Raw genomic sequence first — 21758 nt, forward strand, 5'->3', positions numbered from 1 at the left:
GACGCCATGTTAAATAGTATTGTAACCATTGTTTGCATTGCCCTTATAGCGTTTATCTTGTTTTGGTTTTTCAAAAAGCCTGAAAAATCTGGACAAAAGGCCCAGCAAAAAAAGGACTACCAAGAGATTCGTGTGGAGGTCATGGGGGGCTATACGCCTGAGTTGATTATTCTCAAGAAATCAGTGCCAGCCCGTATCGTCTTCGACCGTAAGGACCCTTCACCCTGCCTAGATCAGATTGTTTTCCCAGATTTTGGAGTGCATGCGGACCTGCCTATGGGTGAAGAGTATGTAGTGGAAATCACACCTGAACAGGCTGGAGAGTATGGTTTCTCTTGTGGCATGAATATGATGCACGGCAAGATGATTGTAGAATAGGAGAATGATATGACTGAAATCGTAAAAGCAAGTCTTGAAAATGGTGTTCAAAAAATCCGTATCACGGCAGACAAAGGCTACCATCCAGCCCATATTCAGCTTCAAAAAGGGATTCCCGCTGAAATTACCTTTCATCGTATAACTCCTTCAAACTGTTACAAGGAAATCCTTTTTGAAGAAGAAGACATCTTGGAACCAATCGGCGTAGATGAAGAGAAGACAATTCGTTTTACACCTCAAGAGTTGGGTGAGCATGAATTCTCATGTGGTATGGAGATGCAAAAGGGAAGCTACACCGTAGTTGAGAAGACTCGAAAATCTCTATCCCTCCTACAGCGTTTTTGGATTACCAGTATCTTTACTGTGCCTCTTGTGATTATCATGATTGGGATGTCGACAGGAGGAATTAGTCACCAAGTCATGCGTTGGGGCACCTTTTTAGCCACAACACCCATCATGCTAGTAGCAGGTGGTCCTTATATCCAGAGTGCTTGGGCCAGCTTTAAAAAGCACAATGCCAACATGGATAGCTTGGTTGCTCTGGGAACCCTAGTGGCCTATTTCTATAGCTTAGTTGCCCTCTTCGCTGGTCTCCCCGTTTACTTTGAAAGTGCTGCATTTATCTTCTTCTTCGTTCTTTTGGGAGCCGTTTTTGAGGAAAAAATGCGAAAAAATACTTCCCAAGCTGTGGAGAAATTACTGGACTTGCAGGCTAAAACTGCAGAAGTCTTGCGTGATGATAGCTATGTTCAAATCCCCTTGGAGCAAGTTAAGGTAGGTGACCTGATTCGAGTAAGGCCAGGTGAAAAGATTGCGGTTGATGGGGTTGTAGTCGAAGGTGTGTCCAGTATTGACGAATCCATGGTGACAGGTGAGAGCCTGCCGGTGGATAAAACCGTTGGAGATACTGTCATTGGCTCCACCATCAATAACGATGGAACACTTGTTTTTAGGGCAGAAAAAGTTGGTTCAGAGACAGTTTTGGCTCAGATTGTGGACTTTGTGAAGAAAGCCCAGACTAGCCGAGCACCAATTCAGGATTTGACGGATAAGATTTCAGGGATTTTTGTCCCAGCAGTTGTCATTTTAGCGATTCTGACCTTTTGGGTTTGGTTTGTCTTGCTTGAGGCTAGCTTTGTGACCTCTCTCCTTTATGGGGTGGCAGTGTTGATTATCGCCTGCCCTTGTGCCTTGGGACTTGCAACACCAACAGCCCTCATGGTGGGGACTGGTCGTAGTGCCAAAATGGGCGTTCTCCTAAAGAATGGAACCGTCTTACAAGAAATCCAGAAAGTCAAAACTCTCGTCTTTGATAAGACAGGGACTTTGACGGAAGGAAAACCAGTTGTCACTGATATTATTGGTGATGAGACAGAAGTACTTGGCTTAGCAGCTTCTTTAGAAGAAGCCTCTCAACACCCTCTAGCACAAGCTATTGTCCAGCGAGCGGCTGAAGGAGGACTTGAGTTTCATTCTGTAGAAAATTTCCAAGCCCTACACGGAAAAGGTGTCTCAGGGCAAATAGCTGGGAAACAAGTCTTACTTGGAAATGCTAAAATGTTAGATGGTATGGATATTTCAAGCAATTATCAAGAAAAACTAGAAGAACTGGAAAAAGAAGCTAAGACAGTTGTGTTCTTGGCTGTTGACAATGAAATCAAAGGCTTGCTTGCACTACAAGATATTCCTAAGGAAAATGCTAAACTTGCCATCAGTCAGTTGAAAAAACGAGGTCTTAAAACAGTCATGCTGACAGGGGATAATGCTGGCGTGGCGCGTGCCATTGCAGATCAGATTGGCATTGAAGAGGTCATTGCAGGTGTATTGCCAGAAGAAAAAGCCCATGAAATCCATCAACTGCAAGCGGCTGGCAAAGTAGCCTTTGTTGGTGACGGCATCAATGACGCTCCTGCTCTCAGTGTAGCAGATGTGGGGATTGCTATGGGAGCTGGAACAGATATCGCCATTGAGTCAGCAGATTTGGTGTTGACAACTAATAACCTCTTAGGAGTGGTACGTGCCTTTGATATGAGCAAGAAAACCTTCAATCGAATTCTTCTCAACCTCTTCTGGGCCTTTATCTACAATGTCGCCGGAATTCCGATTGCAGCAGGTGTCTTTTCAGGAATTGGGCTGGTGCTCAACCCAGAACTGGCTGGTCTAGCCATGGCCTTTAGTTCTGTATCTGTTTTGATTAGTTCACTCATGTTAAACGTTACTAAGATAGACTAAAAGCGGGCTTGCTCGCTTTTTATACTCTTCGAAAATCTCTTCAAACCACGTCAACTTTATCTGCAACCTCAAAGCTGTGCTTTGAGCAAACTGCGTCTAGTTTCCTAGTTTGCTCTTGAATTTTCATTGAGTATTATAAAACAGTTCTAAAAAACGCTTTCAAACTGTACTGTAATAGAGAATAAAAACTTCTGAGCACATTCTTAGGAGACAAAAAACAATTATGGTAAAGTAGTAGAGTAAAAATTTGCTGAAACGTTTCCAATTAGTATATGAAAACGGATGAATCAAATTTTAAAAATATTTGAAGGAGAGTTATAATGACTCAAGGGAAAATTACTGCATCAGCAGCAATGCTCAACGTATTGAAAACATGGGGCGTAGACACAATCTACGGTATCCCATCAGGAACACTCAGCTCATTGATGGACGCTTTGGCAGAAGACAAAGATATTCGCTTCTTGCAAGTTCGCCACGAAGAAACAGGTGCTCTTGCAGCGGTTATGCAAGCTAAATTCGGAGGCTCAATCGGGGTTGCAGTAGGTTCAGGTGGTCCAGGTGCGACTCACTTGATTAACGGTGTTTACGATGCAGCTATGGACAACACTCCATTCCTTGCTATCCTTGGATCACGTCCAGTTAACGAACTCAACATGGATGCTTTCCAAGAGCTTAACCAAAACCCAATGTACCACGGAGTAGCTGTCTACAACAAACGTGTAGCTTATGCTGAACAATTGCCAAAAGTTATTGACGAAGCTTGCCGTGCTGCAGTTTCTAAAAAAGGTCCAGCTGTTGTTGAAATCCCAGTAAACTTCGGTTTCCAAGAAATCGATGAAAACTCATACTACGGTTCAGGTTCATACGAGCGTTCATTCATCGCTCCTGCATTGAACGAAGTTGAAATCAACAAAGCTGTTGAAATCTTGAACAACGCTGAACGTCCAGTTATCTATGCTGGTTACGGTGGTGTCAAAGCTGGTGAAGTGATTACTGAATTGTCACGTAAAATCAAAGCACCAATCATCACAACTGGTAAAAACTTCGAAGCTTTCGAATGGAACTACGAAGGGTTGACAGGTTCTGCTTACCGTGTTGGTTGGAAACCAGCTAACGAAGTTGTCTTCGAAGCAGACACAGTTCTTTTCCTTGGTTCAAACTTCCCGTTTGCTGAAGTTTACGAAGCCTTCAAGAACACTGAAAAATTCATCCAAGTCGATATCGACCCTTACAAACTTGGTAAACGCCACGCCCTTGATGCTTCAATCCTTGGTGATGCAGGTCAAGCAGCTAAAGCTATCCTCGACAAAGTGAACCCAGTTGAGTCAACTCCATGGTGGCGTGCAAACGTGAAGAACAACCAAAACTGGCGTGATTACATGAACAAACTCGAAGGTAAAACTGAGGGTGAATTGCAATTGTATCAAGTTTACAATGCAATCAACAAACATGCTGATCAAGACGCTATCTACTCAATCGACGTAGGTGACACTACTCAAACATCAACTCGTCACCTTCACATGACACCTAAGAACATGTGGCGTACATCTCCACTCTTTGCGACAATGGGTATTGCCCTTCCTGGTGGTATCGCTGCTAAGAAAGACAATCCAGATCGCCAAGTATGGAACATCATGGGTGACGGTGCATTCAACATGTGCTACCCAGACGTGATCACAAACGTTCAATACGACCTTCCAGTTATCAACGTTGTCTTCTCAAATGGTAAATATGCCTTCATCAAGGACAAATACGAAGACACAAACAAACACTTGTTTGGTTGTGACTTCCCTAATGCTGACTATGCGAAAATCGCTGAAGCGCAAGGTGCTGTAGGATTTACAGTTGACCGTATCGAAGACATCGATGCAGTTGTTGCAGAAGCTGTTAAATTGAACAAAGAAGGTAAAACTGTTGTTATCGATGCTCACATCACTCCACATCGTCCACTTCCAGTAGAAGTACTTGAGTTGGATCCAAAACAACACTCAGAAGAAGCTATCAAAGCCTTCAAGGAAAAATACGAAGCTGAAGAGCTTGTACCATTCCGCCTCTTCTTGGAAGAAGAAGGATTGCAATCACGCGCAATCAAATAATTCCTTCGTGGAACTTAAAAAGATCGGAGCACTCCGGTCTTTTTGTGGAGGATAGTAAATGAATTTAAATCAATTAGATATTATCGTTTCAGATGTTCCCCAAGTCTGTGCTGACTTGGAGCGTATTTTGGATAAAAAGTCCGATTATGTTGATGACAGTTTTGCTCAGTTTACGATTGGCAGTCATTGTCTTATGTTGTCCCAAAATCATTTGATTCCTTTGGGAAATTTTCAATCAGGAATCATTCTTCACATCGAGGTTGAGGATCTAAATCAGAACTTCCAACGATTGAAAGAAATTGGTGTCGAGATTTTAAACGGTCCGGCTGGAACTGATTGGGGAACGGAATCGCTACTAGTTAAAGGCCCTGATGGCCTAGTGATTGACTTTTATCGTATGAAATAGGACGATTAGTCATTTGAAGTTAACCTTAATCATTCTTGAAACAGAATGTGAGAATATGAACTATTGAAAGATCGGAGCAATCCGGTCTTTTTCTTATCACAAGATTGTGATAGTTTACATCTTCATAACAAAAGCTTCAAAGTCTTGATTGTTTTGAAAAAAGATTATAAAATATGATTCATAAAAATGAAAGAGGTTTTGAAAATGTCTGAAAAACAAATGAAAATTTTGGGTTGGGTAGCGACCTTCATGTCCGTTATGATGTATGTCTCTTACTTCCCACAAATCATGAACAACCTGGCTGGTCAAAAAGGAAATTTCATCCAACCCTTGGTTGCAGCCATCAACTGTAGTCTCTGGGTTTACTACGGTCTTTTCAAAAAGGAAAGAGATATTCCACTTGCGGCAGCGAATGCACCGGGTATCGTTTTTGGTCTAGTAACGGCTATCACGGCATTGATTTAAAAAGAAGACTGGTTTCAGTCTTTTTTTGTACATAAAAATAGATTCTCAAGTAAAGAAAGTCTAATGAGAGTTGAGGAAAACAGCCGTTGACAGCTTGCTTTCTGAGTGCTGCTTTAGGGTTTCCTCCATCAAGTAAAAGATTGTTTCGTTACTATTTTTACAAAATCTTCTCCCTACTTTATAAGATAGGAAAAAGAGTTCAATTCGAACTCTTTTTTTGCTATAATGAGGGGAGAAAAATCAGACAGGAGATCGACATGTCAGAACCATTATTTTTACAATCAGTTATGCAAGAAAAAATCTGGGGTGGTACCAAGCTACGTGATGAGTTTGGTTACGACATTCCAAGTGAAAAAATCGGGGAATACTGGGCTATCTCAGCTCACCCAAATGGACTTTCTAAGGTAGCCAATGGATGCTACGAGGGAACAGACCTTGCTACTTTGTATGCGGAACACCGTGAGTTGTTTGGCAACCGTCCAGAGCCTGTATTTCCGCTTTTAACTAAAATTCTCGATGCCAACGACTGGCTCAGTGTCCAAGTTCATCCAGACGATGCATACGGGCTCGAGCATGAAGGTGAACTTGGAAAAACAGAATGCTGGTATATCATCGCAGCAGACGAAGGTTCAGAGATTATCTATGGCCACAATGCCAAGTCAAAAAAAGAACTCCGCCAGCAAATCGAAGCTAAAGACTGGGATGGTCTATTAACAAAAGTCCCTGTTAAGGCTGGAGATTTCTTCAATGTACCAAGCGGAACCATGCACGCTATCGGGGCGGGAATCTTGATTCTTGAAACCCAGCAGTCTAGTGATACAACCTACCGTGTCTATGACTTTGACCGCAAGGACGACAATGGCAACTTGCGTGAGCTTCACCTTGAAAAATCCATCGATGTCTTGAACATTGGTGAACCAGCAAATAGCCGTCCTGTAACTATCAAGGCTGATGACCTACGTTCAACTCTCCTTGTATCCAATGATTTCTTCGCCGTTTACAAGTGGGAAATCACTGGAAAAGTTGATTTTGAAAAGACAGCTGACTACAGCTTGTTGAGTGTCTTAGCTGGCCAAGGGAAACTGATTGTAGATGGAAAAGATTATCCAATCCAAAAAGGCAGCCACTTTATCCTACCAAGTGATGTTGAAGCTTGGACCTTGGAAGGGCAAGGTTTGGAATTGATTGTTAGTCATCCATAAAAAAAAGAAAGGGCCTGAGTTCATACTCAATGAAAATCAAAGAGCAAACTAGGAAACTAGCCACAGGCTGTACTTGAGTACGGCAAGGCGACGTTGACGTGGTTTGAATTTGATTTTCGAAGAGTATCACTACTCAAGTCCTTTTTGATTACATAAATTGGGCGATAAAGACCACAATGATGATAATTGGAATGATGAAACGAAGGAGGAAAAGCCAGACTTGGAAAAGTCCCTGTTTCCATGTTCTTTCATCAAGATGCAGTTCCTCCATGGCAAGGGCTTTTTTGAAGATGTAGCCTGTAAAGAGAGAAAGGCAAAGAGCGCCAAATGGCATGAGGAGATTGGAAACCAAGAAATCCATGGCATCAAAGAAGGTCTTTCCAAAAATGTGAACATCCGCCATAACTCCGTAAGATAGGGCTGAAGGAATTCCAAAAACAAAGGTCAAGATTCCTAAAATGGCACTCCACTTAGCCCGCTTGCTGTTGTCCTGATTGGTGACATTGCCCACATTGATTTCCAGCATGACTACAGAAGAAGTGACCGTCGCAAAGAGGAAGAGCAAGAGGAAAAGGATGTAGAAAATGGTTCCAAAGAGCATCTTGTCAAAGAGTTGAGGAAAGACGATAAAGAGGAGACTTGGTCCACCTTCGGATTGGATGTTGAAGGCTGACATGGCAGGGAAAATAGCTAGTCCTGCCATGATGGACACAGAGATATTCATAGCTACGATGGAAATCCCTGACTGAACTAGATTGGTTTTCTTGTCCAAGTAGGACGCATAGGTCAGCATGGCTGTGACCCCTAATGAAAGGGCAAAGAAAGATTGTCCCAGAGCATAGAGGAGACCAGCGCTGGTTAGTTTTGAAAAGTCTGGTTTTAGGAAGTAAAGAACCCCTTCCATGGCATTTGGCAAGCTGAGAGAGCGTCCAATGATCACAACAAAGATGATAAAGAGCAGGGGCATCATAACCTTCGAGGCTCTTTCAATCCCTTTTTGAACCCCACGTGATACAATAAAGATATTCAATAAGATAAATGCTGCTTGAGCCCCTAGAGCAATGGCTGGATTTGAAATGATTGAAGTGAATAACTGAGCATAATCACCCGTTCCACCAAGCTGGAACAATTTCCCAAACTCAATACCTAGATAGACTAAAATCCATCCCCCGATAACACTATAGAAAGAGAGAAGGATAAAGAGGGCAAAGGCACCAATCCAACCGATAAAGTTGTACTTGTTATTCTTGCCAAGTTTTCCAAAGGTTTTGATAGCCGAAACACCAGCGCTACGGCCAAGGGCAAACTCAGCAAGCAGGAGAGGAAAACCGATTAAAATGGTAGAAATGAGAAAGACTAGTAAAAAGCCGCCGCCACCATTAGCAGCAGTCATGTAGGGAAACTTCCAAACGGCACCAAGCCCGATGGCTGAGCCAGCAGATGCTAGAATAAAGCCCAGTTTCGAACCCCATTGCGATTTTTCTGACATAGTTAAACTCCAATCTCGTTTTTAAAATAAGAAAAGGCTACTTGAGTTGTCAAATAGCCTTCTCTCAATGGCTCTTTATGAGCCTTCTGTTTGATTGATAGACTTGACTATCCTATCATGTTTTCCAATGTCTGTCAAGAAAACCATTTTCAAGTTTTCACACCTTTCTCAAAAAGTTAAAAATGTTTCGCAAAAACACTTGACTCTGACCTAAGGGGAGGGGGTATACTATCATTGTAAGGAGGAAATCATGTACCATATAAAAGAAGCTGCGCAGCTTTCAGGTGTCTCTGTCAAGACCCTGCACCACTATGACAAGATAGGACTCTTGGTCCCCTTAAAGTCGGAAAACGGCTATCGAAGATACAGTCAAGAGGATTTGGAACGCCTTCAAGTCATTCTTTACTACAAATATCTAGGTTTTTCTTTAGAAAAAATAGCAGAGCTGTTAAAGGAAGATAGATCAGATTTGTTGCCTCACTTGACTAGACAGTTGGACTATTTGACTCGAGAAAGGCAACATCTAGATACCTTGATTTCCACCTTGCAAAAAACTATTCAAGAACAAAAAGGAGAAAGAAAAATGACAATTGAGGAAAAATTCACGGGATTTAGCTATCAAGACAATCAAAAATACCACCAAGAAGCGATAGAGAAATATGGGCAAGAAGTCATGGACCAGGCCCTCGAGCGACAAAAAGGTCGTGAAGATGAGTCTACGGCCGCCTTTAACCAAGTCTTTCAAACTTTGGCACAAAATCTTCAAGCTGGTTTACCTGCAACAGCAACTGAAAACCAAGAGCAAGCAGCCAAGCTCTTCCAAGCCATTCGTACTTATGGATTTGACTGCTCTATTGAAGTCTTCGGTCATATCGGTAAAGGCTACGTCTACAACCCAGAGTTTAAGGAAAACATTGACAAGTTTGGACCTGGAACAGCTCAGTACACATCAGATGTCATTGCAGCTTACGTTCGGACAAATGCAGAATAAATAGGCTAGGAATTTCCTAGCCTATTTTTTACTTCAAATCATAAAGCCAGTCGTCACCGTCTTTATAGTAGAAAAACTCACTGAGATCATCTTCCAAAAAAACACGAAGCATATCAGACATATCATTGGTTGCCAGTTTTAGACGAGAAAGATTTTCAAAATCCTCCCACCATACCTTTCCTTCGTCTGAAGATTGGAGCTCACCAGTAAAGTGTTTGGTCTTGTAAAATAGAACGACGTAACGGTACTCCTCATCATCATACCAATCTTTGATACCACAGAGTTGGGGTTTGGAAATAGTTAGTCCAGTTTCTTCTTTCACTTCACGAATGACAGCTTCGACAAAGGATTCGCCACGTTCAACATGCCCGCCAGGAAAAGTAATTCCAGGCCAGTCAGGACTAACTCGGTCTTGGACAAGAACCTTGTCTCCGTTTTGAATCATACACATGTTGACAAATTCGACTGTTTCTCTTCTGTTCATTTTTCACAACCTTTGATCTTTAATCATAATGCAGACTTCCTGCCACCCATCCGGTACAGAGGGCAGAAGTGATGTTAAAGCCGCCCGTGTGGGCATTGATATCCAGTACCTCGCCAGCAAAGTGGAGCCCAGGAACGAGTTTGCTTTCCAGAGTTTTAGGATTTATTTCTTTGAGACTGACACCGCCTTTGGTGACAAAGGACTTGGCAAGAGACATTTTGCCAGTCACAGGAATTTTGAGGGCTTTGATGGACTGGAGAAGTTGTTCGCGTTCTTTTTCAGTTAGCTGTTTGACTTTTTCAGGAAATCCTTGTACAAAAAACTCAGCCAAGCGTTCCGGAAGTAAAGTTTTCAAAGCATTTTTCAAGGATTTTTCCCGATTATCTTCTAGAAATGCAGCCAAGTCTTTCTCAGAAAGTTGAGGCAAAACATCCAGTGAGAGAACTTCCCCACCCTTGACAAAACTAGACATGCGTAGAGCAGCAGGTCCTGACAAACCAAAGTGGGTAAAGAGCAGATCATGAGTGATGACATGCTTACCATAGCTTAAGGTCACATCATCCAGTGAAATCCCCTGCAAGGCCTTGTGCGAAAAATCTGTCAACAATGGGCTCTCAGCAGCTTCAAGCTCGGTAATAGTATGTTTGAAATGACGTGCAATCTCGTGACCAAAACCAGTCGAACCAGTCGAAGGATAAGACTTACCACCTGTTGTGACAATGAGTTTATCACAAGTGAAGGTTTGGTCTGCGGACTTAAGAACAAACTGGTCGTCTATCTTTTTAACCGAGACAATCTCTGTTTGAGTGAGAACTTGTCCGCCTAGCTCAATGATTTTCTTCTCTAAGGCTTCGATAATGGTCCGAGATTTGTCGCTGGCAGGAAAGACGCGGCCGTGGTCTTCAACCTTGACTTTAACACCGTTTTCCGTGAAAAAGTTGATGATATCATGGTTATCAAACTGGGAAAAGACACTGTATAGAAAGCGTCCATTTCCAGGGATGCCAGCTAGTAGGTCATCTAGAGTTCCGTTATTGGTGACATTGCAACGGCCACCACCAGTACCAGCTAATTTTTTTCCGAGTTTCCGATTTTTTTCGATGAGAAGAGTTTTCTGACCATAAAAGCTACTGGAAATGGTAGCCATCATGCCAGCAGGCCCTCCACCGATGACAATAGTATCAAAATGTTTCATAGCTCTATTGTACCACAAAAAACAAGAGATGCTTGGCATCTCTTGTTGCTCATAATCTTAGTTAATTTCATATCCCATCAACAAACCGCCATCTTCTGCATAAAAACTGCAGAGACCAGACGTTGGGATAATTTTGATATCCGCTTGTGGGAAGTTTTCCAGCAAGCGTTCTGACAATTGCTGACAGAATTTTTCATTGCTGCGATGAGCCATGACGATACGGCCACCAGCATAGCCAGCCTTGATGAGTTCTTCATAGGCTGCTTGAAGCGATTTTTTTGGTCCACGAGCCTTTTGGAGCAGTTCTAGGGTTCCAGTATTACTCGCTTCTCCGACCATACGGATGTTGAGAAGACCAACAACTGTACCGATAAGTTTGCTCAAACGACCATTTTTTACTAAGTTATCGACCTTAGCAAGGACAAAAAGCAACTTGGTTTTTTCTTGGTAGGCTGTGATAGCTTCAACAATCTCCTCATAAGAAAGTCCTTGATCAATCAATTCATTGATTTTTTCGACAATCAAGTCAACTTCCCCACCTGCAGATAAACTATCAATAACATGAATCTGAGTGTCAGGATGTTCTTCAAGGTAGATATTCTTAGCAAGCTGCGCACTATTATGACTGCCAGAAAGAGCACCAGTGATAGTAACGACAAAGATATGCTTGGCTCCTTCGAATGCACGCAAGTAATCATCAGGGCTAGGACAGGCTGATTTTGAAGCCTCAGAAGTCGCATACATGGTTTCCATCATGTGGTTAATGTCGAGATTGGCATCATCGATAAAGACCTGATCAGCTACTTGAATGGTTAAAGGAACACTCACAAATTCAGTATCGATAGCAAGAGTAGGCAGTTGACGATAATCACAACCAGAGTCAGCTACAATCTTCCAAGTCATAGAAATTCTCCATCTTTGTCACTTATACATTGACAAAGGTTCTGTCTTTTTTTACAATTATATCATGAAAGCCCTTGAAACAAAAGTACCACCTCTCTGTTGTCACAAGTAGAAAGAAATTGTTATGTCTGAACGTAAAATATCTGAAAAATCTCTTGAAAATCTCAGAAAATCAAATCAAGAATCCAATTTCTTGACCAGAGAAGCGATTGAGACTGCTCTTTTACAACTTCTGGAAAAAAAAGACTTGGCTAAGATTAGTATTTCGGAGCTGGTCAAGCGGGCGGGTGTCTCTCGCGCGGCCTTCTATCGAAATTATGATTCTAAAGAAGAGATTTTGGAAAGCGTCTTTAAACGCAGTGTCCATAACATTATGGAACAGTTGAGCCATTACGATGTCAAAACAGACCTTTATCTAGTCTGGGTACACCTTTTCCGCGCAGCCAAGAAAGAAGCCAAGGTTATCCAACTTGCTCTGGACTACCACTTGGAAAAGATTTTCGTCCAAGCTATGCAGGAATTTTTGGAAAAATACCACGGAAAATCAAAAGGCGTCAGCAGCTACCTTCATTCCTTTTGGAGTTCTGCCATCGTATCAGTCCTGCTCAAATGGATCAAGGATGGCATGAAGGTTCCAGCAGAAAAGATTGCGGATTTACGCTTGCCATTTTTCAAAAAATAGGGGATAAGGAGAAGAATTATGACAGAAAAAAGACTGGCTTGGGATGAGTACTTTGCAGCCCAGGCCTTACTGATTGCCAATCGTTCGACCTGCAAACGTGCCAAGGTGGGAGCTGTCCTAGTCAAGGACAATAAGGTGATTTCAACAGGCTACAATGGTTCCGTATCAGGAACTGAGCACTGTATTGATCACGAATGCTTAGTCATTGAAGGACATTGTGTCCGAACCCTTCACGCCGAGGTCAATGCCATCTTGCAAGGTGCCGAACGAGGGGTTCCGAAAGGATTTACAGCTTATGTGACCCATTTCCCTTGTCTGAACTGTACAAAACAACTCTTACAAGTCGGTTGCAAACGTGTAGTCTATATCAACCAGTACCGTATGGATGACTATGCCAAATACCTCTATCAAGAAAAAGGGACCGAGTTGACCCATTTACCGCTTGAGACTGTTCAGACAGCTCTTCAAGAGGCAGATTTGATTTAAAAAATAATAAAAATAAATGGTTTAGAAAGCTTTTTAAACCGTTTTTTGATATAATAAGAAGAATAAATTGAAAGAAGGAACTCAGAAAATGGGAAAAATTGAAGTCATTAATCATCCGCTCATTCAACACAAATTGTCAATCTTGCGTCGTACAGACACTTCTACAAAAGCTTTTCGTGAGCTAGTAGATGAGATTGCAATGTTGATGGGGTATGAAGTACTTCGTGATCTTCCACTTGAAGATGTGGAAATCGAAACACCAATCACAAAAACAGTTCAAAAACAATTGGCTGGTAAAAAATTGGCGATTGTCCCAATCTTGCGTGCAGGTATCGGAATGGTCGATGGACTATTGAGCTTGGTTCCAGCAGCAAAAGTTGGGCACATTGGTATGTACCGTGATGAAGAAACCCTTCAACCAGTTGAATACTTGGTGAAATTGCCTGAGGACATTGACCAACGTCAAATCTTTGTAGTGGACCCAATGTTGGCAACAGGTGGCTCAGCTATCTTGGCTGTTGACTCCCTTAAAAAACGCGGGGCATCAAACATCAAGTTTGTCTGCCTTGTAGCTGCTCCAGAAGGAGTGAAAGCTCTTCAAGAAGCTCACTCAGATGTAGAAATCTTTACAGCAGCCTTGGATGAACGCTTGAATGAACATGGTTATATCGTACCAGGTCTTGGGGATGCTGGAGACCGTTTGTTTGGTACCAAATAAGATTCCAAAGTAAATACTGGAACTAGAAGTTCGTTTTTGACTTGCAAGGAGGTTGAGTTTTTGTTTCTGTTTAGGTAATAGAGCAAAGATTTGACCTTTTTTGACCAAAAAGATATAATAGTTCTGTATTGAGTCGTATGACTAAGAAAATTCAACATTAAAAGGAGAAATGAATGATTCCTGTAGTTATTGAACAAACAAGCCGTGGAGAACGTTCCTATGATATTTACTCTCGTCTTCTGAAAGACCGCATCATCATGCTAACAGGTCCCGTTGAAGACAATATGGCCAACTCCGTTATCGCCCAATTGCTCTTCTTGGATGCCCAAGACAGCACAAAAGACATTTATCTTTATGTCAACACACCTGGAGGCTCTGTTTCAGCTGGTTTGGCAATCGTTGATACCATGAACTTTATCAAGGCTGATGTCCAAACCATCGTGATGGGAATGGCTGCATCTATGGGGACTGTTATTGCATCAAGTGGCGCAAAAGGCAAACGTTTCATGCTTCCAAATGCAGAGTACATGATTCACCAACCAATGGGTGGAACCGGTGGTGGTACCCAACAGACAGATATGGCGATCGCAGCAGAACACTTGCTCAAAACTCGTAAGACCTTGGAAAAAATCCTTGCAGATAACTCTGGTAAATCAGTTGAGCAAATTCATGCAGACGCGGAACGTGATTACTGGATGAGTGCCCAAGAAACGCTTGAATATGGCTTTATTGATGAAATCATGGCCAATAATTCTTTAAGCTAAGCAACCTAGAAAGCAAACTCGACGGAGTTTGCTTTTTTTGATATAATAGGATAAGATTTCTTAGAAAGAGGCTTCCTCATGTTTGAAAAAACAAATCGATCAGGATTAATCATCTATCTCTACTATAATAGAGATGCGAAAAAACTACAGGAATATGGAGACATTATTTATCATTCTAAAAAGCATCGCTACCTACAGCTTTATGTTCCGACTGAGAATCTAGAAAGCTTGGTTGAGAAATTAGCTAAGGAACGATTTATCAAAAAGGTAAGGCCTTGTCATATTCAAGAGTTAGAGACTCCCTTTGTTGGCAATCTCTATCGCAATGAAGAAAACGTTATCATTTAAAAAATTAAATAAATGTATTGACAATTTTCTGATAATTCGGTATATTCTTAACATACTGTTTTTTGAAACAACTATAAGGAGATTAAAAATGAAGAAAAAATTTGCCCTATCTTTTGTGGCTCTTGCTAGTGTAGCCCTTCTTGCTGCATGTGGTGAAGTTAAGTCAGGAGCGTCAAACACAACTGGAAATCCAGTAGACGAAAAAACAATCAAAATCGGTTTTAACTTTGAAGAGACAGGTGCTGTGGCTGCTTACGGTACTGCTGAACAAAAAGGTGCGCAACTTGCTGTAGACGAAATCAACGCTGCAGGTGGAATTGATGGAAAACAAATCGAAGTTGTAGACAAAGACAACAAGTCAGAAACTGCTGAAGCAGCTTCTGTTACAACAAACCTTGTTACCCAATCAAAAGTAGCAGCTATTGTAGGGCCTGCGACATCTGGTGCAACTGCCGCAGCTGTAGCTAACGCTACTAAAGCTGGAGTGCCATTGATTTCACCAAGTGCTACACAAGACGGTTTGACTAAAGGTCAAGATTACTTATTTATTGGAACATTCCAAGATAGCTTCCAAGGGAAAATTATTTCTAACTATGTAACAAATAAATTGAATGCTAAGAAGGTTGTTCTATATACTGACAATGCTAGTGACTATGCCAAAGGTATTGCTAAATCTTTCCGCGAAGCCTACAAGGGTGAGATTGTAGCAGATGAAACTTTTGTAGCAGGCGATACAGACTTCCAAGCAGCCCTTACTAAAATGAAAGGGAAAGAGTTTGACGCTATCGTTGTTCCAGGTTACTACACAGAAGCTGGTAAAATTGTAAACCAAGCTCGTGGTATGGGAATTGATAAACCAATCGTTGGTGGTGATGGATTTAACGGTGAAGAATTTGTTCAACAAGCAACTGCTGAAAGAGCATCAAACATTTACTTCATCTCTGGATTCTCAACTACCGTTGATGTTTCTGCAAAAGCTAAAGCTTTCCTTGAAGCATACCGTGCTAAATACAACGAAGAGCCTTCAACATTCTCAGCTTTAGCCTATGACTCAGTTTACCTAGTAGCGAATGCTGCAAAAGGTGCTAAAAACTCAGGTGAAATCAAGGACAACCTTGCTAAAACCAAAGATTTTGAAGGTGTAACTGGTCAAACAAGCTTTGATGCTGACCACAATACAGTGAAAACTGCTTACATGATGACCATGAACAATGGTAAAGTTGAAGAAGCAGAAGTTGTAAAACCATAACATTAGAATAGTACTTGAAATGGGGAATGAGCCTTTGACTCACTCCCTGTTTCGGTGTTTATGAACTTGTGAAAATAATGAAATTTTCTAAAAAATAAGGATAGAAAAGAGTGAATGCTATGCTCCAACAACTTGTGAATGGTCTAATTCTGGGTAGTGTTTATGCACTTTTGGCCCTAGGTTATACCATGGTTTATGGAATTATCAAACTCATTAACTTCGCCCACGGTGATATTTATATGATGGGTGCCTTTATTGGTTACTTTTTGATTAATTCTTTCCAAATGAATTTCTTTTTAGCTTTAATTATTTCAATGGCGGGAACTGCACTACTTGGTGTTGTGATCGAATTTCTTGCCTACCGTCCTCTGCGAAACTCTACACGTATTTCTGTCTTGATTACCGCTATCGGAGTGTCCTTCCTACTGGAATATGGGATGGTTTATCTAGTAGGTGCCAATACTCGTGCTTTCCCTCAAGCGATTGAAACAATCCGCTTTGATTTTGGGCCAATTAGTTTGACAAATGTTCAATTGATGATTTTAGCAGTTTCTATATTGTTAATGGTTTTATTGCAATTGATCGTCAAAAAAACAAAAATGGGGAAAGCCATGCGTGCTGTATCAGTTGATAGTGATGCAGCTCAATTGATGGGAATTAATGTAAATCGTACAATCAGTTTTACCTTTGCTTTGGGTTCAGCTCTTGCTGGTGCAGCAGGTGTCCTCATTGCCCTTTACTACAACTCTCTTGAACCTTTGATGGGTGTGACTCCAGGTCTAAAATCATTCGTTGCAGCTGTACTTGGTGGTATCGGGATTATTCCTGGTGCAGCTCTAGGGGGCTTTGTTATTGGCTTGTTGGAAACTTTTGCAACTGCTTTCGGTATGTCTGATTTCCGTGATGCTATCGTATATGGAATTTTGCTTTTGATTCTGATTGTTCGTCCTGCAGGTATCCTTGGTAAGAATGTGAAAGAGAAGGTGTAAACAATGAAGACAAATCTTAAAGTAAATATTTTCTGGTTATTCCTTCTGTTAGCAGGTTATGGGCTGATTAGTGTACTGGTTTCTGCTGGTGTTCTCAATCTATTCCATGTCCAAATTTTAGAACAAATTGGGATTAATATCATCCTTGCAGTTGGTTTGAACTTAATTGTTGGTTTTTCAGGACAATTCTCACTTGGACATGCAGGTTTTATGGCAATTGGGGCTTATGCAGCAGCGATTATTGGTTCCAAATCACCAACCTATGGTGCCTTCTTTGCTGCTATGTTGATAGGAGCCTTGATTTCTGGTGCAGTTGCTTTGCTCGTTGGGATTCCAACACTCCGTTTGAAGGGTGACTACCTGGCTGTTGCGACACTAGGTGTTTCAGAAATCATTCGTATCTTTATTATTAATGGTGGAAGTTTGACCAACGGTGCCGCTGGTATCTTGGGTATTCCAAACTTTACCAACTGGCAAATGGTTTATCTTTTTGTAGTGATCACAACTATTGCAACTCTCAACTTCTTACGTAGTCCAATTGGACGCTCTACTCTATCTGTTCGTGAGGATGAGATTGCTGCTGAGTCCGTTGGGGTAAACACTACAAAGATCAAGATTATCGCTTTTGTCTTTGGTGCCATTACAGCAAGTATTGCTGGTTCACTTCAGGCCGGTTTTATCGGTTCTGTTGTCCCAAAAGATTACACCTTTATTAATTCCATCAACGTCTTGATTATCGTTGTATTTGGTGGACTTGGATCTATTACTGGTACCATCGTTTCAGCGATTGTTTTAGGAATTCTAAATATGCTCCTTCAAGATGTAGCTAGCGTACGTATGATTATCTACGCTTTGGCTCTTGTATTGGTCATGATTTTCAGACCAGGTGGACTTCTTGGGACATGGGAATTGAGTCTATCACGTTTCTTTAAAAAATCTAAGAAGGAGGGACAAAACTAATGGCATTACTTGAAGTTAAACAGTTAACCAAACATTTTGGCGGTCTAACAGCTGTTGGAGATGTCACTCTTGAATTGAACGAGGGAGAATTGGTTGGTTTGATCGGACCAAACGGCGCTGGTAAAACAACCCTTTTCAATCTCTTGACTGGTGTTTATGAACCAAGTGAAGGTACTGTGACTCTAGATGGTCACCTCCTAAATGGGAAAACTCCCTATAAGATTGCTTCACTTGGACTCAGTCGTACTTTCCAAAATATTCGTTTGTTTAAGGACTTAACAGTTTTGGAAAATGTTTTGATTGCGTTTAGCAATCATCATAAACAACATGTCCTTGCGAGCTTTCTACGCCTACCAGCTTTTTATAAGAATGAGGAAGAATTAAAAAGCAAAGCTTTGGACTTGCTGAAGATTTTTGATTTGGATGGTGATGCAGATACTCTTGCGAAGAATCTGGCCTATGGCCAACAACGTCGATTAGAAATCGTTCGTGCTCTGGCAACCGAACCTAAAATCCTCTTTTTGGATGAACCGGCAGCTGGGATGAATCCACAAGAAACAGCTGAATTGACAGAATTGATCCGTCGTATCAAAGATGAATTTAAAATTACCATCATGCTCATCGAACACGACATGAATTTGGTTATGGAAGTCACTGAGCGTATCTATGTTCTTGAATATGGTCGGTTGATCGCTCATGGGACTCCGGATGAGATCAAGAACAACAAACGCGTTATCGAAGCTTATCTAGGAGGTGAAGCCTAATGTCTATGTTAAAAGTTGAAAACCTCTCTGTACATTACGGTATGATCCAAGCAGTTCGTGATGTAAGTTTCGAGGTTAATGAAGGTGAAGTTGTTTCCTTGATTGGTGCCAATGGTGCTGGTAAAACAACCATTCTTCGTACCCTTTCAGGTTTGGTTCGTCCAAGTGCTGGTAAAATTCAGTTTTTAGGCAAAGAAATTCAAAAGTTGCCAGCGCAAAAAATCGTGGCAGGTGGCCTTTCACAAGTTCCTGAGGGACGCCATGTTTTTCCAGGTTTGACTGTTATGGAAAACTTAGAAATGGGAGCCTTTTTAAAGAAAAATCGTGAAGAAAATCAAGCTAACTTGAAAAAAGTCTTTTCGCGTTTCCCTCGTCTAGAAGAGCGCAAAAATCAAGATGCGGCAACTCTATCTGGTGGTGAGCAACAGATGCTGGCTATGGGACGTGCCCTCATGTCTACACCTAAGCTTCTCCTTTTGGACGAGCCGTCAATGGGACTGGCTCCGATCTTTATCCAAGAAATTTTTGATATCATTCAAGATATCCAGAAGCAAGGAACAACAGTTCTCCTAATTGAGCAGAACGCTAACAAGGCCCTTGCTATCTCTGATCGAGGTTATGTACTTGAAACAGGTGAGATTGTCCTATCAGGAACAGGAAAAGAACTCGCAGCATCAGACGAAGTCAGAAAAGCATACCTAGGTGGCTAAAAAGGTCCGGGGGACCTTTTTAGTTGGCAGATAGAGATTGCGTAGCAATCATCAGAACCACTGGATTGTTTTAGTCGGCGGATGAGAATTGCAAAAGCAATTCCCCTAACGTCCGGGGGACCTTTTTAGTCGGCAGATAGAGATTGCGTAGCAATCATCAGAACCAGTGGATTGTTTTAGTCGGCGGATAGAGATTGCGTAGCAATTTCCTAAGTGATGAAATAAAACCGAATGTGGATTGCTAATCCCTCATTCACAGGGCTCTAAATTAGAGCTCTTTTTTGTAAAAGACTCAAAATCTTGAAAAAGAGATGAAAGCGTTTGATAGATTTTCTAAGAAAGTGTATAATGAAAGTAGAAATAGAGAAGGAGAAGTCTCATGGCAGTTAAAGATTTTATGACACGCAAGGTAGTTTATATCAGTCCTGATACGACTGTAGCACACGCAGCAGATTTGATGCGCGAGCAAGGCTTGCACCGTTTACCTGTTATCGAAAATGATCAATTGGTTGGTCTTGTTACAGAAGGGACTATCGCAGAGGCAAGTCCATCTAAAGCAACCAGTCTTTCTATCTACGAGATGAATTATCTTCTCAATAAGACCAAAGTCAAAGACGTCATGATTCGAGATGTCGTGACAGTTTCTGGCTATGCAAGTCTAGAAGATGCGACCTATCTGATGCTGAAAAATAAGATTGGCATTTTACCAGTTGTTGATAACCAGCAGGTATATGGAGTGATTACGGACCGCGATGTCTTCCAAGCCTTTTTGGAAATCGCTGGTTATGGAGAAGAAGGGATTCGTGTTCGTTTTATTACGGAAAACGAGGTCGGAGTTTTAGGAAAAATCGTGTCCTTGATTGCCGAGGAAAATTTGAATATCTCGCACACAGTTAATATTCCGCGTAAGGATGGCAAAGTAGTCATCGAAGTTCAAATTGATGGAAAAATCGATTTGACTTCATTAAAGGATAAGTTTGAAAAAGAAGGAATTCAAGTGGAGGAGATCACTCATACCTCTGCCAAAGTCCTTTAAATCAGAGGCTTTAGAGCCTCTTTTTGTTGGGCAATAAAAGCATAAAAAAGCAAAATATGGAAAGAAATAAGAGATTATGGTATAATAAAACGATATGAAAAGGAGTATCTATGGACATTTCAGAAATTCGTCAAAAAATTGATGCAAATCGTGAAAAATTAGCTTCTTTCAGGGGGTCTCTTTGACCTCGAAGGATTAGAGGAAGAGATTGCCATCTTGGAGAACAAGATGACAGAACCTGATTTTTGGAACGATAATATTGCGGCCCAAAAAACGTCGCAAGAATTAAATGAATTAAAAAACACCTACAACACCTTCCATAAAATGGAGGAGTTGCAGGATGAAGTTGAAATTTTATTAGACTTTTTAGCAGAAGACGAGTCAGTCCATGATGAACTTGTGGAGCAGCTAACCGAGTTGGATAAGATGATGACCAGTTACGAAATGACGCTTCTCTTGTCAGAACCCTATGACCATAATAATGCAATCTTGGAAATCCATCCAGGTTCTGGAGGGACTGAAGCTCAGGACTGGGGGGATATGTTGCTCCGCATGTATACTCGTTATGGAAATGCCAAAGGTTTTAAAGTAGAAGTTTTGGATTATCAGGCTGGTGATGAAGCAGGTATCAAGTCGGTGACCTTGTCCTTTGAAGGTCCAAATGCTTATGGCCTACTCAAGTCGGAGATGGGTGTTCACCGTTTGGTCCGTATTTCACCATTTGACTCAGCTAAACGTCGTCACACATCATTCACATCCGTAGAGGTTATGCCTGAGTTAGATGATACCATCGAAGTGGAAATTCGTGACGACGATATCAAGATGGATACCTTCCGTTCAGGTGGTGCTGGTGGACAGAACGTCAATAAAGTTTCAACAGGTGTGCGTTTGACGCACATTCCTACGGGGACAGTCGTTCAATCGACAGTCGATCGTACCCAGTATGGAAATAGAGATCGTGCTATGAAGATGTTGCAGGCTAAGCTCTATCAAATGGAGCAAGAAAAGAAAGCAGCAGAAGTCGATTCCCTTAAAGGTGAGAAAAAAGAAATCACTTGGGGAAGTCAGATCCGTTCTTATGTCTTCACACCTTATACCATGGTGAAAGATCACCGTACGAGCTTTGAAGTTGCCCAAGTAGATAAGGTTATGGATGGAGATTTAGATGGTTTCATCGATGCCTATCTCAAATGGAGAATCAGCTAAGATAG

At 41.5% G+C, this 21758-nt stretch carries 23 protein-coding genes; 19 read left to right on the forward strand and 4 right to left on the reverse strand.

The genetic code is table 11. The features are described 5' to 3' along the window. Positions 1-6: 6 nt before the first annotated feature. The 6 genes from ACVC7S_RS01240 (at position 7) to manA (ending at position 6779) form a co-directional block, all read left to right on the forward strand. Complete coding sequence (locus ACVC7S_RS01240; protein WP_447265895.1) at positions 7-378, forward strand: cupredoxin domain-containing protein; 372 nt, start codon at positions 7-9, stop codon at positions 376-378. Positions 379-387: 9 nt separating this feature from the next. Beyond that, positions 388-2610 carry a heavy metal translocating P-type ATPase gene (locus ACVC7S_RS01245; protein ID WP_447265896.1) on the forward strand — a complete coding sequence of 741 codons (2223 nt, stop codon included), beginning with the start codon at positions 388-390 and terminating at the stop codon, positions 2608-2610. A gap of 320 nt (positions 2611-2930) precedes the next feature. Next, positions 2931-4706 carry a pyruvate oxidase gene (gene spxB, locus ACVC7S_RS01250; protein WP_447265897.1) on the forward strand — a complete coding sequence of 592 codons (1776 nt, stop codon included), beginning with the start codon at positions 2931-2933 and terminating at the stop codon, positions 4704-4706. A gap of 58 nt (positions 4707-4764) precedes the next feature. Further along, on the forward strand, positions 4765-5112 hold the full coding sequence (locus ACVC7S_RS01255; RefSeq protein ID WP_096407861.1) for a VOC family protein: 348 nt from the start codon (positions 4765-4767) through the stop codon (positions 5110-5112). A 204-nt stretch (positions 5113-5316) separates the two neighbouring features. Continuing rightward, positions 5317-5577 carry a SemiSWEET family transporter gene (locus ACVC7S_RS01260; RefSeq protein WP_001291473.1) on the forward strand — a complete coding sequence of 87 codons (261 nt, stop codon included), beginning with the start codon at positions 5317-5319 and terminating at the stop codon, positions 5575-5577. Positions 5578-5834: 257 nt separating this feature from the next. After that, positions 5835-6779, forward strand: coding sequence for a mannose-6-phosphate isomerase, class I (gene manA / locus ACVC7S_RS01265; RefSeq protein WP_447265898.1), 945 nt, complete (start codon positions 5835-5837; stop codon positions 6777-6779). A 148-nt stretch (positions 6780-6927) separates the two neighbouring features. Here manA and ACVC7S_RS01270 read toward each other — a convergent pair whose 3' ends face one another. Next, positions 6928-8268 carry a sodium-dependent transporter gene (locus tag ACVC7S_RS01270; RefSeq protein ID WP_447265899.1) on the reverse strand — a complete coding sequence of 447 codons (1341 nt, stop codon included), beginning with the start codon at positions 8266-8268 and terminating at the stop codon, positions 6928-6930. A 250-nt stretch (positions 8269-8518) separates the two neighbouring features. Between ACVC7S_RS01270 and ACVC7S_RS01275 the strand changes: the two genes are divergently transcribed. Beyond that, on the forward strand, positions 8519-9259 hold the full coding sequence (locus ACVC7S_RS01275; protein ID WP_447265900.1) for a MerR family transcriptional regulator: 741 nt from the start codon (positions 8519-8521) through the stop codon (positions 9257-9259). A 28-nt stretch (positions 9260-9287) separates the two neighbouring features. On the opposite strand, the gene ACVC7S_RS01280 is transcribed toward ACVC7S_RS01275, so the two are convergent. From ACVC7S_RS01280 to ACVC7S_RS01290, 3 genes are read right to left on the reverse strand one after another with little or no spacing between them, the layout of a single operon-like run. Further along, positions 9288-9743, reverse strand: coding sequence for an NUDIX domain-containing protein (locus ACVC7S_RS01280; protein ID WP_447265901.1), 456 nt, complete (start codon positions 9741-9743; stop codon positions 9288-9290). Positions 9744-9762: 19 nt separating this feature from the next. Beyond that, entirely contained in the window at positions 9763-10938 is a 1176-nt protein-coding gene (locus ACVC7S_RS01285) for an NAD(P)/FAD-dependent oxidoreductase (RefSeq protein WP_447265902.1), read from the reverse strand. 57 nt (positions 10939-10995) lie between these two features. Next, on the reverse strand, positions 10996-11841 hold the full coding sequence (locus tag ACVC7S_RS01290; RefSeq protein ID WP_447265903.1) for a DegV family protein: 846 nt from the start codon (positions 11839-11841) through the stop codon (positions 10996-10998). Positions 11842-11965: 124 nt separating this feature from the next. On the opposite strand from ACVC7S_RS01290, the gene ACVC7S_RS01295 reads away from it, so the two are divergent. The 12 genes from ACVC7S_RS01295 to prfB all read left to right on the forward strand — a co-directional run bounded on the left by ACVC7S_RS01295 (position 11966) and on the right by prfB (position 21753). Then, the gene (locus ACVC7S_RS01295) at positions 11966-12523 is read left to right on the forward strand and encodes a TetR/AcrR family transcriptional regulator (protein ID WP_000003897.1); all 558 of its coding nucleotides are present in this window, start codon (positions 11966-11968) and stop codon (positions 12521-12523) included. Between the two features lie 18 nt (positions 12524-12541). Further along, positions 12542-13009, forward strand: coding sequence for a deoxycytidylate deaminase (locus ACVC7S_RS01300; RefSeq protein WP_007520369.1), 468 nt, complete (start codon positions 12542-12544; stop codon positions 13007-13009). Between the two features lie 88 nt (positions 13010-13097). Beyond that, positions 13098-13727 carry a uracil phosphoribosyltransferase gene (gene upp / locus ACVC7S_RS01305; RefSeq protein WP_125457015.1) on the forward strand — a complete coding sequence of 210 codons (630 nt, stop codon included), beginning with the start codon at positions 13098-13100 and terminating at the stop codon, positions 13725-13727. Between the two features lie 173 nt (positions 13728-13900). Next, positions 13901-14491 carry an ATP-dependent Clp protease proteolytic subunit ClpP gene (gene clpP, locus ACVC7S_RS01310; protein ID WP_000613464.1) on the forward strand — a complete coding sequence of 197 codons (591 nt, stop codon included), beginning with the start codon at positions 13901-13903 and terminating at the stop codon, positions 14489-14491. Between the two features lie 78 nt (positions 14492-14569). Then, positions 14570-14839: a YlbG family protein gene (locus ACVC7S_RS01315; RefSeq protein WP_447265904.1), complete on the forward strand. Its 270-nt coding sequence runs from the start codon at positions 14570-14572 to the stop codon at positions 14837-14839. Between the two features lie 88 nt (positions 14840-14927). Then, positions 14928-16088, forward strand: a complete 1161-nt coding sequence (locus tag ACVC7S_RS01320) for an ABC transporter substrate-binding protein (RefSeq protein ID WP_216733881.1) — start codon at positions 14928-14930, stop codon at positions 16086-16088. 119 nt (positions 16089-16207) lie between these two features. Next, complete coding sequence (locus ACVC7S_RS01325) at positions 16208-17077, forward strand: branched-chain amino acid ABC transporter permease (protein ID WP_000941416.1); 870 nt, start codon at positions 16208-16210, stop codon at positions 17075-17077. 3 nt (positions 17078-17080) lie between these two features. Then, on the forward strand, positions 17081-18037 hold the full coding sequence (locus ACVC7S_RS01330; protein WP_447265905.1) for a branched-chain amino acid ABC transporter permease: 957 nt from the start codon (positions 17081-17083) through the stop codon (positions 18035-18037). After that, entirely contained in the window at positions 18037-18801 is a 765-nt protein-coding gene (locus tag ACVC7S_RS01335; RefSeq protein WP_001186014.1) for an ABC transporter ATP-binding protein, read from the forward strand. The genes ACVC7S_RS01330 and ACVC7S_RS01335 overlap by 1 nt, the downstream gene beginning before the upstream one ends. Further along, positions 18801-19511, forward strand: coding sequence for an ABC transporter ATP-binding protein (locus tag ACVC7S_RS01340; protein ID WP_000062206.1), 711 nt, complete (start codon positions 18801-18803; stop codon positions 19509-19511). Before ACVC7S_RS01335 ends, ACVC7S_RS01340 begins: the two co-directional genes overlap by 1 nt. 379 nt (positions 19512-19890) lie before the next feature. After that, entirely contained in the window at positions 19891-20547 is a 657-nt protein-coding gene (locus ACVC7S_RS01345) for a CBS domain-containing protein (protein WP_447265906.1), read from the forward strand. 110 nt (positions 20548-20657) lie between these two features. Then, positions 20658-21753, forward strand: a protein-coding gene (prfB, locus tag ACVC7S_RS01350) for a peptide chain release factor 2 (RefSeq protein ID WP_447265907.1) whose coding sequence is annotated in 2 segments (ribosomal slippage) — positions 20658-20729 and positions 20731-21753 — 1095 coding nt in all. Because the reading frame shifts where the segments join, the coding sequence is not laid out codon by codon here. The last annotated feature ends 5 nt before the right edge of the window (positions 21754-21758 follow it).

Source organism: Streptococcus sp. Z556, assembly GCF_053010225.1.